The following is a 15,682-nucleotide window of genomic DNA, read 5'->3' on the forward strand; positions in this document are numbered from 1 at the left end:
AAATAATTTATGAATTATACCTAGTTAAACTAAAACCCCAAATTCCGTACCGCCTGCCGTTTAACCGCCTCCCCCCTTCTATCATACTTAGCAGTGGTAACAGGGGAAGCATGACCCGCTAACTTCTGCACCGTCACGATATCAACCCCCGCATCTAACAAATCGCTGCAAAAAGTTCTCCTAAAGTAGATAATGTAGTGGAAATCATTTCTCCCTCTACATTATTATTATGCCTCTGCCGACTAATCTTGCGACACTTGACGGGACACCTCTAACTCCTGCCGAATTAGAAAATAAAGTCATCCTGTTTATCAATGTTGCCAGTCAATGTGGTTTAACCCCTCAATATTCGGGTTTGGTTGAACTTGACAAAAAATACAGTGATCGTGGATTTAAGGTCATTGGCGTTCCTTGTAATCAGTTTGGCGCACAAGAACCTGGGAGTCCTCAACAAATTAAAGATTTTACTAGCAGCAAATACAACGTTGAATTTACTCTGCTCGAAAAACAAGATGTCAATGGGGCCAACCGCAGTCCCCTTTATCAATTCTTAGTTAAAGATGGTGAAGATATTGGTTGGAACTTTGGTAAGTTTCTAGTTGATCGTAATGGTGAAGTGGTGGCACGCTTCGAGCCGACAACTGCCCCTGATGATGCCCAATTGCAAGCCGCCATCGAGAAAGCTTTAAGTTAATCTATTTAATCTGTTTCTAAAAGAAGATTGAGATGAAGATGAAGAGCTAAAGCTAATCATCAGTTATTACCTGTAATATTTTTCCATAACCACGTTACTAAAGCCAATGTCAAAACAGTAAATCCTACCACAATTAGAATTAAAACTACACTTAATCCAATCAGAAAAAGTGTATTAACTTTTTTGTTCTCAGGAGTAAAGTTTAGATGATGTTCTAATAATTCGATATTTCTTACGTTGGCTTTCCAAGTAACATCAAAAACATCCCCTACTACTGGAACTGAACCGGCCAATGAATCTAACAATACGTTAGCTACCATTTGACCAATCACCTTACGGTTTACTCCCATTCTTGCTGATTCCCAAATAATATAAGCTGATAATAAACCAGCTATGGTATCCCCACCTCCTGGTATTAATCCTAAAATGGGGTCTAATCCAATTCGACCTTTTGTCCCTGGAATGGGGATGGCTTTGTCCAAGATATGACTAATCCGATGAAGACGAGTTACTTTTCTTTGACGGGGGGATAATTTAGACATAATAGCTGCACGCTCCACGATATTAACCTTAACCCTACATTGAACAAAGGGGATTAGAATAAGGTCGAAGAATACAACAAAATCTCTCTTACGTTGTATTAGTGGTTCCCGCCCTAATGAATAAACAGCTATCAGGCAACAAAAGTCTAATATAATCAGTAATATTACTGAGATGCGCGTTTAAGCTTGCTTAAATTGCTGTTTTTTGCCTAAAAGCTTTTTGCTTTTTGCCTTGGAGCGAAGGGACTATGACTCCTCTGACCACCTATCACCCCCCCATCACCGAAGTTGATAACGATGCCCAAGTTATCTATTTATGGCTATCGGGGTTAAGTCCTAGTACCCAAAAAACTTACACTCGCACCGTTAACCAATTCTTGAGTTTCGTTGAAAAACCTTTGGCTAAAGTGTTATTAGAGGATCTGACAAGGTGGGTTGATCTGCTCTTTCTTAAAGACTATTCTCAAAATTCCATCGCCCTCAAAGTTTCCACCATTAAAAGTTTATTCTCTTACGCTTGGAAAATTGGCTATTTATCCCTCAATATCGCCAAAGCTGTCAAAGCTCCAAGCGGTATTAGTGCCTTACATGAACGCATTTTAGAACAGCCTGATGTTAAAGCTTTAATTGAAGCGGCGAAAGTAGGACGCGGTGCTACCGCACTCGCGGAGCGAGACCGCACACTATTAACTTTGATTTACGCCACTGGACTTAGGGCAACAGAAGTATTGAGTATTAACTGGCGTGACTTACGACCTCGTAAAGAAGGCGGACAAGTAACCGTTACAGGGAAAGGGGGAAAGGTAAGGACGGTATTAATCAGTCAAAATCTTTATCAACAGTTACAGCAGCTTAAGCGTTCTAATAAAACCGATGCTGTGTTTACGACCTGCCGAGGTAATCGCTTAGACCGTCATCAACTCCATCGTATCGTCAAAGCAGCAGCAGAAAAAGCTGGTATTAATGAACATACGTCAACCCATTGGTTACGTCATGCCCATGCTTGTCATAGCTTAGAAAATGGCTGTGATATTGATGTTTTGATGCGATCGCTTGGCCATTCGTCTTTGACTGTTACCTCTAAATATTTACACGCTAGACCCAATGAAGGCAGTAGTCAATTTATTGATATTTAAAATATTGTCATTTACTATAAGTTAAATCTATTTCACTTTTTTAGGTAATTAGATATTTCCTCACAAACTCCGTTGGTGTCAAACATTCAAAATCTGCTATAGCTTTAATTAATTCTCTATTAGAAGATATAAAACAATCTGATAAACCTAATTTTACTGTCAAATAAACTTCTATATCTTCACTGGGAATACTACCACTGGCTACAATTTCCGTCAGTAAATTACGCCATTGCTCATCAATGTTAACATAATGAAAATTTAAACGTGACCAAATCAAACCAATAGCAAATCCAGCTTTATCTTTATTCCATAGGTATTTTCCAACACGCCGTACTTGGTCAATTATTTCATTAGATAAAACGATTTCAGCTTTGATTATTTGGTATTCTTTGCCAAAGAAACCTATGGCCCTTAAGATTTCAGCTTCGGGAGAATCAATTTCTTCTATTCCTATGATGTAAACATTTGTATCAAGACACAAACGTTTAAGATTAGACATTATTTAGTTCTTCCTTTTTCTGCCAACATTTCTAATTTGACTTGTTGAATCAATTCCATTTTTTTGTCTCTAGAATCATAGCCATTACTTTTAGCCAGTTGACGCATTTCTTCAAATTCATCTAGTTCATTTTTAGCAATAATAACTAGATCGACTTCGCCATCACTCAATTCTGGGGGGGCTTTGGCTCTTAATTCTCCTTGGGAGATTTTACCTATGGTCTGTATTATTCTCATAATCTACCTCTAATAAATTTGAAAGTTCAACCATAATTCTAACATTTTTGCGCTTGACTAGGCTAATTAATTCAGTTATTTAACATTTGTTTTAACAGAAACATACTATAATAAAAGAAGCTCAGTTAATTTTAAACTGAGAAATATAGATTTTGAATAAAGTTTTAATCGTGACTATAATTACTACTTTTAAATACTCTTTTTTGCCATGTCTTTCTCAAATGTAATCACTAACACTTCGACGACTTCCCTCAATGTAAAAACTGAATATTTAACAGGAGTCATTGAGCGCATTACCTATCATGCAGAAGATACGGGTTATACTGTCGCTCGAATGCAAGTCAAAGGGTTTAAAGATTTAGTCACTATTATTGGCAGTTTTCCTAATATTCAAGCAGGGCAAACCCTTCAATTACAAGGGAGTTGGTATAATCATCCCAAACACGGTCAACAATTTAATGTTAGTCAATATACTGAAACAAAACCCGCTACATTAACAGGACTTGAAAAATATTTAGGTAGTGGTCTTATAAAAGGCGTTGGCCCTGTAACAGCAAAGCGCATTGTCAACCATTTTGGACTTGATACGTTAGAGATTATTGAGAATGAGATTGAGCGTCTTGTCGAAGTTCCTGGGATTGGTAAAAAACGGGTCAAAATGATTCAAAAGACCTGGGAAGAACAAAAAGCAATTAAAGATGTTATGGTGTTCTTACAAGGTCATGGAGTGTCAACAACCTATGCCGTTAAGATATATAAACAGTATGGGGAAAAGGCAATTTCAACTGTTACAGATAATCCCTATCAATTAGCAACAGATATTTATGGAATAGGGTTTCACACGGCTGATAAAATAGCAGTTAATATCGGTGTATCTCCCTGGTCAAAGTATCGTTATAAATCAGGAATATTACATATTTTAAGTGAAGCGGCTGAAGATGGTCACTGTTTTCTACCATTACCAGAATTGGTTAATGAAGCTATTGAATTATTGAATTTTGATGAACATCAAACCGATGCTGAGGCCGTCAATCAAGTCGTAATTGCAATGAAGGAGGCAGAGGAATTAATAGTAGAAGAAGTGGGAACAATTAAACTCTGTTATAAACCTACTTTCTACTATACAGAGCAGAATTTAGCTAAATTACTCCTAAAACATTTAGAATCCCCTATAACTGTTGATTTACTCCGTGTTAAAAACTGGATACAACGTTATACCCAAAGTAAACGCATTAGTCTGTCACAGCAGCAGCAAGAAGCCGTAACAATGGCAGCAGCTTCACGCATTATGGTGTTGACGGGGGGGCCAGGAACAGGTAAAACTTTCACCCAAAAAACCATTGTGGCACTTTGGCAGGCCATGGGGAAAAAAATTGGCTTAGCTGCCCCAACGGGAAGGGCCGCCCAACGACTGGGAGAAATGGCCGGACTTGAAGCCAAAACTTTACACCGTTTATTAGAATTTGACCCCGCCAAACGAGGGTTTAAACGGGATAGTGACAACCCCTTGCCCTTTGATGCGGTGATTGTCGATGAAACTTCAATGGTTGATTTGTTCTTGGGCCATTCTTTGATGAAGGCGATCTCACCGACTTGTCAACTTTTAATGGTGGGAGATAATGATCAATTACCCTCCGTCGGCCCTGGTAAAATTTTAGAGGACTTGATCGAATCGGGTAAAATTCCCGTAGTACGATTAACCCAAGTATTCCGTCAAGCGGCCAGCAGTGCCATTATCCGTAACGCGCACCAAATTAATCAGGGGCAATATCCTAAACTTGAACCAATTTCAGATAATCCCAAATCAGATTGTCTTTGGCACAATGGGGGAACAGAACCAGAACATAGTATACAAGCGATTTCAGAATTAGTTACCGAGTTTATCCCCCGTTTAGGTTTTAATCCGGCCACCGATGTACAGGTGTTATGTCCCATGACTAGGGGCGTGGTGGGAACTCGTAACCTTAATCAAGTTTTGCAGCAGCTTCTCAATCCCCCTCATCCTGAGAAACCAGAGATTACTAGAGGGGGAATGATTTTACGAGTAGGCGATAGAGTAATTCAATTAAGAAATGATTACAACCGTCAGATATATAACGGAGATTTAGGAATCGTTAAAGCCATTGATACCATTGAAAAATTAGTCACCATTCAGGTTGATGATAGGAAAGTGGAATATGATTATGCTGATTTAAACGAGATTAGTTTAGCTTGGTCAATTTCTATTCATAAAAGCCAGGGTTCAGAGTATCCCGTCGTTATTATGCCTGTTTCCATGTCTCATTATGTTATGCTGTCACGGAATCTAATTTATACAGGGCTTACCCGTGCCAAACAGTTGGCCATTATTGTGGGGTCATCAAAAGCCCTAGGAATAGGGGTTAAACAAGGTCATCAAAAACAACGGTACACAAGGTTAGTAGACAGATTAGGTTAGAAACAACAATGAATAAGAAACAAACAGTAATTATCAAAGGCGATTCTTAGCAAAATCACCAAGGGATTTCAGAAACTCTCCTAACGCTTCAGGAGGAATCTTTTCAATGACTTTCTCCCAATTATCGGTGTCATTGATTTGCACCGAAACCCCGTTGACCACACTACTCCCACAAAAAATGATGGTTATGGCTGGCCCCAACTGATTGAGGAGTTCCGCCCGTTCCTCTGATGATAAGCCTTTGATTTGATCGATCAACTGTTGCACACTCATTTGTGGTACGAGATCTCCATCGGTATTCATTATCCATTTATTCATCCTTTTGTCGTCGGTAATCTTAGTTAATTCTTAACCTAAGCTTCACTTAAAAAGATACATAAATGGGTGATCTTAATCACACAGCAAGGGGAAATTTACCCTTATTTTCAGTTTTCTTTTGATTGTCTTGATAAATTTCCGTCATTCTTTGGCTGGCTACCTGCCATAAATGCAGGAAGTCCCTCACATCCATTTCTTGGACGGTCTTCTCTAAATTAATCTCCACCCTCATTGTCCTAGCCTTTCCAATTAATTCCGCAAAATCATCTTTGGCTCCTGGACTTAACTGCTCCATCCCTTCCATCATTTCCCAAAGCTTTTCACTCGTAACATCCCGCTTCCCATTCAAGTATTCGCTGATGTGATTCTCACTAATCCCTGTAATCTGGGACAGGGCTTTTCCCGTTACCCGCCGCTCTGCTTTTACCTTCTTAAAGTATTGTCTCAACATAACACTTTTATTAGCGAATACTTGTACAATTGGGAAAGATTAATTATCGCATGGGCTAATTTAGTGACTAGATAGATTAATCTACCTTCAATTATGGCACAAAAATCCTAAACCTAAAAAAAATCGCCCTGAATTTTTAGTAAACAAGGGCGCAATACACAACTAACATGATGACACATTTTCCAAATTCTCGACTTACCTATTCTGTCGATTATCCCCATCAGATTCATTTATTCGGAGAAAATCTCGATAAATTGACTGATCTGAACGCAGCTTGCTTACCATTCGACGTAATTGTTACAGGTGAGGAGGTTGAAAATGGCTAAACATAATCCGATTGAGCAATTTTTCAGGCTCACTCCCAACGTCAGAGACAAATTACTCGAATGTAAGCTAACGGCTGCGGAATGGCGGATGTGGTGTTATCTCGTTAGCCTTGACCCGTTTGGTGATCGCGGTGCTAAATTCTCTCCGGCTGAGTTAATGCTCAAATGCGGAATTAAAAAGACAGCCTACTTTAAAGCTAAAGCAAAATTCCAACAACTCGGACTCTTTGATTTTAAGGATGGAGTCACCAAGGTGATCAACCTCCAAGGTCAATTCTCACACTCCGCAAACCCAGACTATTCTCAACAAGATAAACTTATTGATTCCGCAAACGCGGAGTCTCAGTCCGCAAACGCGGAGTCCCAGTCCGCAAACGCGGAGTCCCAGTCCGCAAACGCGGAGTCCCAGTCCGCAAACGCGGAGTCCCAGTCCGCAAACGCGGAGTCCCAGTCCGCAAACGCGGAGTTTAAACCGCCAAAACCCGCATCAGACAAGGATTCTGGAACGCCTCAGACTATTCAGACTTATTCAGACTTTATAAAGACTCTCTCAGAAGGCGAAAGGGAGAGGTTTTTTAATTTTGTGAGAAAGCAGATCAAGAATTTTCCCAAGCCAATCAATGATTTACAGGCTTGGTTAGCGACACCCAATAAGGCCGGAGAAAACCGATGGGAGGTTTATTACCAAAACTTTTTAAAGGAACAAATGCCGAAAAAGCAACACCGGCCTTTGCGAGAGCAGATTGAAGAACGTCGCCGCAAGATAACTGAACAACGTCGTCAAAAAATGATTGAAGAAGGTGAACAAAACACATCAGATACCATCACCGACAACAAAGATTTGAACGGAGGGCAAACACAATGACGAGTTTACCGCCTCAAAACATTGAAGCTGAAGAATCCATTCTTGGTGGGATTTTAGTCGATCCTGAAGCGATGGGACGGATAGTAGATTTAATCACGGCAGAAGCGTTTTATGTCAAGGGCCATCAAGAGATTTATCAAGCTGCTTTAAAACTTCATCGCTCCTCACAACCAACGGATGTGATGACGGTTAAAAGTACCCTGGAGGATCATCATTTATTGGAACAAGTCGGGGGAATTGAGAAGTTAATGCAATTGGTTGACCGCACGGTTTCGGCCGTAAATATTGATCGCTATGCGTTGTTAGTGATGGAGAAATATTTACGCCGTCAATTAATTGCTGCGGGCCACAACATTGTAGAACTGGGTTTTGAGACAACCCAAGAACTTGATGACATATTTTACCAATCAGAAAAACGGTTATTTGAGGTATCGCAGCAACGCAGCCGTGGGAAAACCCAACCCAACTGTGAGGTGGCGATTGAGGCTTACCAAACCCTGGAAACCGATAGCCCCATTTATCCCACCGGACTCAACAATTTAGATAATCTGATCGTGGGTTGGGAAGCGGGAACCCTCACCCTCCTAGCTGGCCGGCCTTCAATGGGAAAGTCCTTTTGCGCTATGTACTTAGCGGTAGCAATGATGGTGCAATACAACCGCTCTGTGGTCTTTTTCTCCCTGGAAATGACCAAAAAACAGCTTGAATACCGACTTTGGAGCTTATTAAGTGTTTTACCCTACTACAGTCAATGCAATATCATTCCCATCAGTAACGACCGCTTCCGAAGACACCGTGCGGGCTTAGAACGATTAGAAACCGAAGAAATCGCCACTATTGCCCAAATCATGGGACTAGCCGCCGAAATGCCCCTGTATCTCAACGATGACCGCAGCCTCACTGTCTCAGTTATGGCCTCAGAATGCCGTCGCCTCATTAGTGAAAAGAAACCCATTGGATTAATCATTGTCGATTACCTTCAGATGATGGCCGCCGACAGCGAATTGGGCAACCGTAGCTATGAACTGGGGGATGTGGCACGGGAGTTGTACAAATTAGCCGGAGATTTACAGGTTCCTGTGTTGGCCTTGAGTCAAATTTCGCGGGCAGTAGAAAGTCGTAATGATAAACGCCCCATGATGTCGGACTTGTCCCAATCAGGAATTTTAGAAATGGTGGCCGATAACATCATTTTGGCCTATCGAGATGACTACTACAACCCTGATACCCCAGACCCAGAAGTTTTGGAGTTAATCGTCGCTAAAGCCAGACACGGAACCACCGGAACCGCCAAGGTTCTTTTTGACCGAGCTTATGGGCTGATAAAAGTGGGAGAAGAACAATGGTAACAGATCTAATTACTGACCCTTGGCATCATTCCCAGTCTTGGACAGCTTACGGCCATCAATGGCAGTTTACCTATTTTAAGTTAACCGCTAATTACACCATTGCCAATGGCGATCGCTCCCTTACCCTAAAAATCCCCATCACCGAAACCCATCATCATCCTAGTCCCCAAGCTTGGTTAGACCATTGGGCCAAAACTAAAGGGAAACGGCAGTTACAGCAGTTTACACAGGAATTAAAACAACCTAGCTTATTAGACCTTAAACCTGAAAGCTTAAACTCCCCGCCCGTACCAACGAAAACCCCCAAAGGCATTAGTTTTGGTAAAACCATTAACCAACTCTATAACGGGAAATGCTGCACCCGAAGAATTTGGAGTGAGCGCACGGCGAAAACCTTCATTAACTATTTTGAGAATGAGGTAAAAGTTCCGGCCTACGATAAAGACCTCAGATATGGGGGCGAAATAATTGGCTGGTTAACCCTAACCCAAAAGCCCTATCAAGATGAGTTGATAAATATGACCCAAGCTGACCTAAAAGCAGAAGGGTTCCCAGATTACACTTTTGACCAATTTATTAACGAGTTCTTTGACGGCAAAAATCAAACCGTTTGGGTAATCTGCTTTGAATTTACCCCAAATGAAGATCAAGAAAATTCTGTCACTGTTGAAGTGGTAGAAAACCCTGAAACTCAACTTACTGAAAACCAATCTCTCACTGAAACAGAAGAACTTACTGATGATGAAGCACGCGATCTACTATATCTTGAAAGAAAAGTAGAACGGGCGTTTTATGAAGCGGGTAAGGCACTCAAGGAAATCTGTGATCGCCGTCTGTATCGCAATACCCATCAGACCTTTGAGCAGTATTGTTCTGATCGGTTTGCCTTTAAACGCCGTCATCCTTATCAGTTAATGAATGCCGCCGAAGTCTTTGATAATCTTTTAAACAGTAATCTTTCGTCAATGTGCGCCAATGGCGCACAAATGGAAATGAGAACTAATGGCGCACAAACTGAAACTCAAACCAATATGTCAACCATTGGCGCACAAAGTGAGACGGATGAGATGACAACCATTGGCGCACAAATTGAAACTGACGAAATGTGTACCATTGGCGCACAAATTTTACCCACCAGTGAAAGACAAGTCAGACCCTTAACCAACCTCGAACCTGACCAACAGCGTGAAGCTTGGGCTACAGCCGTCGCCGCAGCAGGGGGAAAAGTTCCAAGCGGGAACCTGGTTAAAAGCATTGTAGACCAAATTCGAGAGCGTACCAAAGTGCCTAACCCTTGGCGTGTTGGTGAAGTAGCTACCATCATAGTCAAAGAAAACCCTGATCTAAGAGGTAAAGGCGGTTGTTGGGCTGTTATTACCGCAGTTCATCAGTTCTCTTGTACTGTGCGGTTATGGGACGGGGAATATCAAGTTAAACCTGAGAATCTTAAGGAGTTACCTTATTCTAATGAGCAGCAGGAGGAGGTGCGGAAATTGTGCGATCGCTTGACTAAAATCTATGACCCCCAAATGGAAGAAACTGCTAAAGCCATTCTGTCTAGTTTAGGGAAAATTGATCGACCTTGGTTGACGGAGTTTGAGGAGAGGTTGTTAAAGTTTCTTGAAACTGATAACTTTTAACTGTTGACTGTTCCTGTTTAAAATAGCTAATTAAGACAACTAAATTATAATAATTAAGCCGTTGAGATTGTCTTGAAAATGTTGTAAAATAGGAGATAATTTAATTGTTTTTGCTCTATGAAAAATAAAGATAGATATCCTGATAACTGGAATGAAATCGCTTTAAGGGTAAAGATAAAAGCTAATTGGACTTGTGCCAAATGTCAGCTTGAATGTATCCCGAATGGGGCGGATTTTCGCACTGAAATTATGGGACGAAGTTTAAGAGCGCAATTAACCTTAACCGTCCATCATTCTGACTATGACCCATCAAATAATCATCCTTCTAACCTAATACCTTTGTGCAGTGCTTGTCATCTTTATATGCACAGAGGCAGAAGGAAAAATATCAGCCCAGGTCAGTTAAAATTAGATTTAGGAGTTTAACTTAAGTGATTCACGGATACCCTAATCACACCCTGGTTTATTGGAAAAATGAACAAAGCGGACAATTAGAGATCGCTGTTCTTAAATTCTTTCAAAAGCCCCAAAACTTTAATCATCTTCATGCTGATTTACTTCGAGACTATTTAAAACATTGGACAAGTTTTAGAGGACATTATTTTCCTAAAGAAGAAGATAGACAAAACTTGTTAAAGCAACTAGATAAAGCTCAATCAATTAAAGACTTTAGCCAAATTATTGAGCAATTATTAAAGGTTGGAATTGACCCATTTTAAAGGAAATTTATGAAAAAATCTGACATCCGAATCAAACGCGATACTTACGACGAACTAATCAAACATCTTGAAGTACACGCCCCCACCGATGAATGGGCAAGAACCTTACTTGAACGACTACAAACCGAAGCTAAACCAACCTATATACTTGATAGCGGGGCTTATTTATTAGATAGTAAGAATGAATCTGAATATCGGGTTAATTAGTCTTTTTCTCCTGTACTTTTTTATATAACACTTCAATGTTTAAGTTTTCTAAAATCTTTTTGTTTTTTCTTTTACTAACAAACTTCAGTATTTTTTCTCCCCAAATTAAAGCTGAAGAAGTTTGCCAGGTGACAGATCCGACAGGGACACCTCTTAATGTTCGTGACGCTCCTAATGGACGTATCATTAATGCACTCAAAAATGGGAGAGAAGTTTATATTCAAGAGATTGACTATGACCAAAAAGGCCGTCCTTGGGCATTAGTAGGGGGATATTACCAAGGAAAGTATAAAGTATGGGGTTGGGTTATTCGGGAATTTATTAGCTGTTATGAGCGTTCTAGATAAAAGTTCGGGATTTAAGGCGTAGCATATCCGGCAAATTTATCTCCGTAGGAAGTAACAGCATTACAAGTGATTTCCTGGGAGGTGATTTGACAAAGACCCGTTGCTGGAAGGGATAAGGTTAGACCCTCTGCCGTATACATAGAAACGCCAACAACCGAGCTTAGATTATTTTTGGGAACCACAAAAGCAACGGCAACTAAGGGGGATAATTCTGGTTGGGAATAATCATAAACAGCAAAGTGATAATTAACAGAAGAATTACCAGATGTAACCCCTAATCCATTACAAGGATGCCGAACTCCGTCATCGAAAATCACATAACAAGTCCGAGTCGGATAAACATCACCCTCTTGGGGCGTAATCGTCATTTGCGCTTGAGATGGATGACTAAATCCCAGGATAGCTATCGTTAAAAGAGCAATTGTTGACTGAGTATTCATGATGTTTTCCTTGCTGATTTCTCAATAAAATCAACTAGCTCAGGAAAGAGAAACAATTTCAACGAATGACAAAATTTGTCGGATTACCTACCTCACTATTTCCGACTTTTTCTTGAAGAAAGTCAGCAAATTCTTGGGCATTGCTTCTATTGGTAAAAGATGCTACTTGAATGGATAAGTGACCATCCTCTCGTCTTGTTTTAAAAGCATCTCGACAGAAATTATTGTTGATATAACCTAGTGTTTCAGGGGAATAATCAACAAAAACGGGATATAATTCATGTCTTCCTAATGTAGAAGGGGCCGGATCTCCACAAGCTGCTTTGGGATATTCGTTAACGGCTGCCCTAATTGTTGGCTCAGGTTGACGTGAAATATGAGAACAAACAAAATCATAGTAATTTTCACCGATTGTTCCAGGGGCAAATTCCCACCTTCCTCCTGTATTAGAATCGATAATATTATGGGCGCGAAGACTTCCATCAAAGTTATATTCAATGGATTCTATTACTCCTATTTGTCTCTGATCACAATCAATTAGCCACTTGGCTAACAACTCAGTTTTTCCATAACTATTGACTGCCATGCCCCAAAAAGTTCGGGCATTCCCTGTTCCTTTTAAACTGTCAAAATCAATATAGTAGGAATGATTATCTTGTGAATCACCAAGATGTACCCATTGAGCCGCTAAAACGGGATTGAAAATACCAAGCGTAAGAACGGCTAAGCTAATGCCTAATCCTTTAAGAAGTCTGTTCATCTCTCTCCCTCCTATCTGAAGAAGTAGACCCCTCACCTCACCTTTTAATCAATAACAATTTATTCATCTTTGAGTGATAATAACTCAATTAAAATTGTTCTTCTTTACTTGCCTATCTCTAACATAACTGGCGATTCAAAAGATGGCTAGATTAAAACCGAAAAATGCAATAAAATGACATAAAATCGAGGGAGATTCAAGGTCAATAAAAAACCCCGTCCGAAGACAGGGAATTAACAAGAGAATGAGGTTGAAAACTTTAAAAACTAATTTTGATTGAACTATTGAATTAACGTCCTAATTGTTGACCATAAGCGACCATTCCAGCACTAACAACTTGTCCATAAGTATCGAGGCGGTTTTGTTGTCCAGCACGGGTGGGAGCGAGAAATGTATCGGTTAAGCCCATTGAGGCGAACATGATAGTAGCAGCGAGAATAATATAGTTACGGACGATGACGGTGTTGGTGGTGGTGGTGGTAGACATTTGTTTGACCTCGTTTCCTCTTGTTACCTTCAATATATGAGGTGAATAGGGGTGATGTCAGTCCCAAAACTTATGTATATTCAGGGTTTTCCTCCTTTCCCTTTTCTCTGAGAAGTGGAATTAAGTAGAAATCTTTCTCTAACCCCTGTCTAAGATAAGCTCTCCCTATGGATACTATCAGAATAAAATTGTCAAGCACTCTTTACAGATTGTTACATTTGTTGTTACACTTATTTACATAAGGACAAAAAACAGAGGCAACAAGCAATGTACACCACCACTCAACTCGATAACGGCATCCTCAACAACTACGCTGCTGAACCCAAGCCTTATTACGCCCAATATCCTGCGCCCTTTCAACAACGTCGTTACTTAGTTCAAGGGGCCATGGCTGCATTATTCGTTACCAGCTTAATCATTGTTTCTGCTGTTATTAGTTAATAATTCTATTAAGATAAAAACCGCCAGCCACCCGTATAAAGGCTGGTTTATAATAAACTACCCCAGGGATGACTATTCTTGGGGTTAATTTTTGATGAATGAGTTATCAATAAAATGTCGATTAGTAAACAAGAATTAATTCGTCATTTCTATTTTTATGTTCACGCATCATTTATTCACTTTTGCTCTAATCTTAAAGAGCCAAGCCATTTTTTAGCCCTTCTAAAACCTTTTTCTTCAGCTTCTCTGACAGTCCATGCGTAAAATTCTCCCTTTTCTGGCTCTATAATAACTTTGTCGTACTGTTGATCGAATGGCAAATGATAGATTTTTTCTTTGGCTGAGATATTGCATTTAATACAAGGATATTTTTCCATTTTATACGATTCGACAAACTGAATTCCTAATACTTTAGCAAATTGCTTTGCGCGCTCTGAAAGAGATGTTGATGTAACAAAAATGGCTGAAACATTAATATTGGGATGATCTATTTTGTAAGCTGTAAATGTCCCAAATAATTGAAAAATATGCTTCTCGTGTATTATTTTTGCTCTTGACCAATACTTACATTGAACAAGAGTTGTACTCTTGTCAGGATTAATAACTATTAAATCTCTTCCTAAATCGTCAAATCCTTCTAAAATCCCTTGGTAGTGAACTTTACATCCCTTGTTTTCGTATTGATAACCAACATAACGTTCATAGTCTCTCCCTAATTCCCATTTTGTTTTTTTATGTTTCCAATATCTATCAAGAACAAGCTGAGATTTCTCTATACTAGAAAGGTTATTAAACTCGTCTTCAGATAGCCATCTTCTCTCTGGATTTTCTATATATTTAGAATCATCAATTTCCGCTTCAAGTGTTCCGCTAGTCCCTTCTTCTTCCAAATCTTCAAGTTCTGGAATCAGGTTTTTATAATACTTAACCTGATATTCGAGTATTCGACACTTTTTCTCAGCAGCTTTTCGCTGTTTAGCAATTTCTCTAATTGCTTCAGCAGCTTTTTTCGCTGGGTTTGTTTTTTTTTCTAGGAAGTCCGCTTCTTGCAAATCCTTTAGATAAAAATAGTCTGCATAAGCTTCTGCCAATGAGGGAAACCCTAATGACTTTTCTTTAAGAAGTTGTTCTACAGCAACTTCTTTTTGATTAAGTTCTTCTTCTAAAGTTTTCTTTTTACGATTAAGTTCTTCTTCTAAAGTTTTCTTTTTACGATTAAGTTCTTCTTCTAAAGTTTTCTTTTTACGATTAAGTTCTTCTTCTAAAGTTTTCTTTTTACGATTAAGTTCTTCTTCTAAAGTTTTCTTTTTACGATTAAGTTCTTCTTCTAAAGTTTTCTTTTTACGATTAAGTTCTTCTTCTAAAGTTTTCTTTTTACGATTAAGTTCTTCTTCTAAAGTTTTCTTTTTACGATGATATGAAATTTCTAGCCCTTGTTTCCTTTGATAAATCTCTTGTTGCAAGCTATTGTCTTCTTGTTGAAGTTTCCTTTCTTTTTCCAGAATCTCTTGATGTAACTGTTTTCTTTCTCTCTCTATATAACTATTTCTAATAAGATCAACAATCACAATAATAATAATAGCTAAAAAAATCTCTAAACCTTTAGACAAACTAATGATAAATCCCGAACAGATAAGCAAAAAGTATATTAATATTCTGAGGATTTTTTTTTCTTTAGTAGATGAACTGATATTTTTCATTTTAGTAGTTTTATAGGAGAGAGTTCTACTGAAATCAAATTATTTTTGACAAATTCTTATCCCTTTTCCTTCAATATTAGCAGTTGAG

General features: G+C 39.2%; 20 protein-coding genes and 1 pseudogene. 11 read left to right on the forward strand and 10 right to left on the reverse strand.

Annotation, left to right across the window (positions count from 1 at the left end; all coding sequences use genetic code 11):
* Nucleotides 1-29: 29 nt before the first annotated feature.
* Nucleotides 30-185, reverse strand: a pseudogene (locus VB715_RS18670) (tyrosine-type recombinase/integrase); the annotation flags it as partial.
* A 44-nt stretch (nt 186-229) separates the two neighbouring features.
* On the opposite strand from VB715_RS18670, the gene VB715_RS18675 reads away from it, so the two are divergent.
* Entirely contained in the window at nt 230-694 is a 465-nt protein-coding gene (locus tag VB715_RS18675) for a glutathione peroxidase (RefSeq protein WP_323302733.1), read from the forward strand.
* Between the two features lie 59 nt (nt 695-753).
* Here the strand turns inward: VB715_RS18675 and VB715_RS18680 are convergent, their stop codons facing one another.
* The gene (locus VB715_RS18680; RefSeq protein ID WP_323302734.1) at nt 754-1,236 is read right to left on the reverse strand and encodes a DUF4112 domain-containing protein; all 483 of its coding nucleotides are present in this window, start codon (nt 1,234-1,236) and stop codon (nt 754-756) included.
* Nucleotides 1,237-1,484: 248 nt separating this feature from the next.
* On the opposite strand from VB715_RS18680, the gene VB715_RS18685 reads away from it, so the two are divergent.
* Nucleotides 1,485-2,372 (forward strand): tyrosine-type recombinase/integrase, encoded by an 888-nt coding sequence (locus VB715_RS18685; RefSeq protein WP_323302735.1) that lies wholly within the window; start codon nt 1,485-1,487, stop codon nt 2,370-2,372.
* A 40-nt stretch (nt 2,373-2,412) separates the two neighbouring features.
* Here VB715_RS18685 and VB715_RS18690 read toward each other — a convergent pair whose 3' ends face one another.
* Complete coding sequence (locus VB715_RS18690) at nt 2,413-2,871, reverse strand: hypothetical protein (protein ID WP_323302736.1); 459 nt, start codon at nt 2,869-2,871, stop codon at nt 2,413-2,415.
* Complete coding sequence (locus tag VB715_RS18695) at nt 2,871-3,107, reverse strand: hypothetical protein (protein WP_323302737.1); 237 nt, start codon at nt 3,105-3,107, stop codon at nt 2,871-2,873. The genes VB715_RS18690 and VB715_RS18695 overlap by 1 nt, the downstream gene beginning before the upstream one ends.
* Nucleotides 3,108-3,315: 208 nt before the next feature.
* Here VB715_RS18695 and VB715_RS18700 point away from each other — a divergent pair, with 208 nt between their 5' ends.
* Nucleotides 3,316-5,544 carry an ATP-dependent RecD-like DNA helicase gene (locus VB715_RS18700; RefSeq protein ID WP_323302738.1) on the forward strand — a complete coding sequence of 743 codons (2,229 nt, stop codon included), beginning with the start codon at nt 3,316-3,318 and terminating at the stop codon, nt 5,542-5,544.
* Nucleotides 5,545-5,577: 33 nt separating this feature from the next.
* On the opposite strand, the gene VB715_RS18705 is transcribed toward VB715_RS18700, so the two are convergent.
* Together VB715_RS18705 and VB715_RS18710 are read right to left on the reverse strand one after the other, a co-directional pair.
* Nucleotides 5,578-5,862, reverse strand: coding sequence for a hypothetical protein (locus tag VB715_RS18705; protein ID WP_323302739.1), 285 nt, complete (start codon nt 5,860-5,862; stop codon nt 5,578-5,580).
* A 76-nt stretch (nt 5,863-5,938) separates the two neighbouring features.
* Entirely contained in the window at nt 5,939-6,313 is a 375-nt protein-coding gene (locus VB715_RS18710) for a helix-turn-helix transcriptional regulator (protein WP_323302740.1), read from the reverse strand.
* A gap of 318 nt (nt 6,314-6,631) precedes the next feature.
* Here VB715_RS18710 and VB715_RS18715 point away from each other — a divergent pair, with 318 nt between their 5' ends.
* The 7 genes from VB715_RS18715 (at nt 6,632) to VB715_RS18745 (ending at nt 11,766) form a co-directional block, all read left to right on the forward strand.
* Nucleotides 6,632-7,504, forward strand: a complete 873-nt coding sequence (locus tag VB715_RS18715; protein WP_323302741.1) for a hypothetical protein — start codon at nt 6,632-6,634, stop codon at nt 7,502-7,504.
* Nucleotides 7,501-8,853: a replicative DNA helicase gene (gene dnaB, locus VB715_RS18720; protein ID WP_323302742.1), complete on the forward strand. Its 1,353-nt coding sequence runs from the start codon at nt 7,501-7,503 to the stop codon at nt 8,851-8,853. The genes VB715_RS18715 and dnaB overlap by 4 nt, the downstream gene beginning before the upstream one ends.
* Nucleotides 8,847-10,493 carry a hypothetical protein gene (locus VB715_RS18725; RefSeq protein ID WP_323302743.1) on the forward strand — a complete coding sequence of 549 codons (1,647 nt, stop codon included), beginning with the start codon at nt 8,847-8,849 and terminating at the stop codon, nt 10,491-10,493. Before dnaB ends, VB715_RS18725 begins: the two co-directional genes overlap by 7 nt.
* 117 nt (nt 10,494-10,610) lie before the next feature.
* Complete coding sequence (locus VB715_RS18730; protein ID WP_323302744.1) at nt 10,611-10,919, forward strand: HNH endonuclease; 309 nt, start codon at nt 10,611-10,613, stop codon at nt 10,917-10,919.
* Nucleotides 10,920-10,924: 5 nt separating this feature from the next.
* Nucleotides 10,925-11,212, forward strand: coding sequence for a hypothetical protein (locus VB715_RS18735; RefSeq protein ID WP_323302745.1), 288 nt, complete (start codon nt 10,925-10,927; stop codon nt 11,210-11,212).
* A 9-nt stretch (nt 11,213-11,221) separates the two neighbouring features.
* Nucleotides 11,222-11,419, forward strand: a complete 198-nt coding sequence (locus VB715_RS18740; RefSeq protein WP_323302746.1) for a hypothetical protein — start codon at nt 11,222-11,224, stop codon at nt 11,417-11,419.
* Nucleotides 11,420-11,454: 35 nt separating this feature from the next.
* Nucleotides 11,455-11,766 carry an SH3 domain-containing protein gene (locus VB715_RS18745; RefSeq protein ID WP_323302747.1) on the forward strand — a complete coding sequence of 104 codons (312 nt, stop codon included), beginning with the start codon at nt 11,455-11,457 and terminating at the stop codon, nt 11,764-11,766.
* Nucleotides 11,767-11,777: 11 nt separating this feature from the next.
* Here VB715_RS18745 and VB715_RS18750 read toward each other — a convergent pair whose 3' ends face one another.
* The 3 genes from VB715_RS18750 to VB715_RS18760 all read right to left on the reverse strand — a co-directional run bounded on the left by VB715_RS18750 (nt 11,778) and on the right by VB715_RS18760 (nt 13,453).
* A complete protein-coding gene (locus VB715_RS18750) occupies nt 11,778-12,206 on the reverse strand; it encodes a hypothetical protein (RefSeq protein WP_323302748.1) in 429 nt (142 codons plus the stop codon).
* Nucleotides 12,207-12,264: 58 nt separating this feature from the next.
* On the reverse strand, nt 12,265-12,966 hold the full coding sequence (locus VB715_RS18755) for a surface-adhesin E family protein (protein ID WP_323302749.1): 702 nt from the start codon (nt 12,964-12,966) through the stop codon (nt 12,265-12,267).
* A gap of 289 nt (nt 12,967-13,255) precedes the next feature.
* Complete coding sequence (locus VB715_RS18760) at nt 13,256-13,453, reverse strand: hypothetical protein (RefSeq protein ID WP_323302750.1); 198 nt, start codon at nt 13,451-13,453, stop codon at nt 13,256-13,258.
* Nucleotides 13,454-13,720: 267 nt separating this feature from the next.
* Between VB715_RS18760 and psb34 the strand changes: the two genes are divergently transcribed.
* Nucleotides 13,721-13,894 carry a photosystem II assembly protein Psb34 gene (gene psb34, locus VB715_RS18765; RefSeq protein WP_323302751.1) on the forward strand — a complete coding sequence of 58 codons (174 nt, stop codon included), beginning with the start codon at nt 13,721-13,723 and terminating at the stop codon, nt 13,892-13,894.
* 176 nt (nt 13,895-14,070) lie between these two features.
* On the opposite strand, the gene VB715_RS18770 is transcribed toward psb34, so the two are convergent.
* Nucleotides 14,071-15,594, reverse strand: a complete 1,524-nt coding sequence (locus VB715_RS18770; protein WP_323302752.1) for a restriction endonuclease — start codon at nt 15,592-15,594, stop codon at nt 14,071-14,073.
* Nucleotides 15,595-15,682: the final 88 nt, after the last annotated feature.

The organism is Crocosphaera sp. UHCC 0190 (assembly GCF_034932065.1).
Taxonomy (GTDB): domain Bacteria; phylum Cyanobacteriota; class Cyanobacteriia; order Cyanobacteriales; family Microcystaceae; genus UHCC-0190.

What these genes read in the sequence shown, in the direction of transcription:
- VB715_RS18675 (WP_323302733.1), top strand. Translation starts at nt 230, where the DNA reads ATGCCTCTGCCGACTAATCTTGCGACACTTGACGGGACACCTCTAACT.
- VB715_RS18690 (WP_323302736.1), bottom strand. Translation starts at nt 2,871, where the DNA reads ATGTCTAATCTTAAACGTTTGTGTCTTGATACAAATGTTTACATCATA.
- VB715_RS18755 (WP_323302749.1), bottom strand. Translation starts at nt 12,966, where the DNA reads ATGAACAGACTTCTTAAAGGATTAGGCATTAGCTTAGCCGTTCTTACG.
- psb34 (WP_323302751.1), top strand. Translation starts at nt 13,721, where the DNA reads ATGTACACCACCACTCAACTCGATAACGGCATCCTCAACAACTACGCT.
- VB715_RS18750 (WP_323302748.1), bottom strand. Translation starts at nt 12,206, where the DNA reads ATGAATACTCAGTCAACAATTGCTCTTTTAACGATAGCTATCCTGGGA.
- VB715_RS18725 (WP_323302743.1), top strand. Translation starts at nt 8,847, where the DNA reads ATGGTAACAGATCTAATTACTGACCCTTGGCATCATTCCCAGTCTTGG.
- VB715_RS18760 (WP_323302750.1), bottom strand. Translation starts at nt 13,453, where the DNA reads ATGTCTACCACCACCACCACCAACACCGTCATCGTCCGTAACTATATT.
- VB715_RS18730 (WP_323302744.1), top strand. Translation starts at nt 10,611, where the DNA reads ATGAAAAATAAAGATAGATATCCTGATAACTGGAATGAAATCGCTTTA.
- VB715_RS18705 (WP_323302739.1), bottom strand. Translation starts at nt 5,862, where the DNA reads ATGAATAAATGGATAATGAATACCGATGGAGATCTCGTACCACAAATG.
- VB715_RS18700 (WP_323302738.1), top strand. Translation starts at nt 3,316, where the DNA reads ATGTCTTTCTCAAATGTAATCACTAACACTTCGACGACTTCCCTCAAT.
- VB715_RS18685 (WP_323302735.1), top strand. Translation starts at nt 1,485, where the DNA reads ATGACTCCTCTGACCACCTATCACCCCCCCATCACCGAAGTTGATAAC.
- VB715_RS18745 (WP_323302747.1), top strand. Translation starts at nt 11,455, where the DNA reads ATGTTTAAGTTTTCTAAAATCTTTTTGTTTTTTCTTTTACTAACAAAC.
- dnaB (WP_323302742.1), top strand. Translation starts at nt 7,501, where the DNA reads ATGACGAGTTTACCGCCTCAAAACATTGAAGCTGAAGAATCCATTCTT.
- VB715_RS18770 (WP_323302752.1), bottom strand. Translation starts at nt 15,594, where the DNA reads ATGAAAAATATCAGTTCATCTACTAAAGAAAAAAAAATCCTCAGAATA.
- VB715_RS18710 (WP_323302740.1), bottom strand. Translation starts at nt 6,313, where the DNA reads ATGTTGAGACAATACTTTAAGAAGGTAAAAGCAGAGCGGCGGGTAACG.
- VB715_RS18695 (WP_323302737.1), bottom strand. Translation starts at nt 3,107, where the DNA reads ATGAGAATAATACAGACCATAGGTAAAATCTCCCAAGGAGAATTAAGA.
- VB715_RS18740 (WP_323302746.1), top strand. Translation starts at nt 11,222, where the DNA reads ATGAAAAAATCTGACATCCGAATCAAACGCGATACTTACGACGAACTA.
- VB715_RS18715 (WP_323302741.1), top strand. Translation starts at nt 6,632, where the DNA reads ATGGCTAAACATAATCCGATTGAGCAATTTTTCAGGCTCACTCCCAAC.
- VB715_RS18680 (WP_323302734.1), bottom strand. Translation starts at nt 1,236, where the DNA reads ATGTCTAAATTATCCCCCCGTCAAAGAAAAGTAACTCGTCTTCATCGG.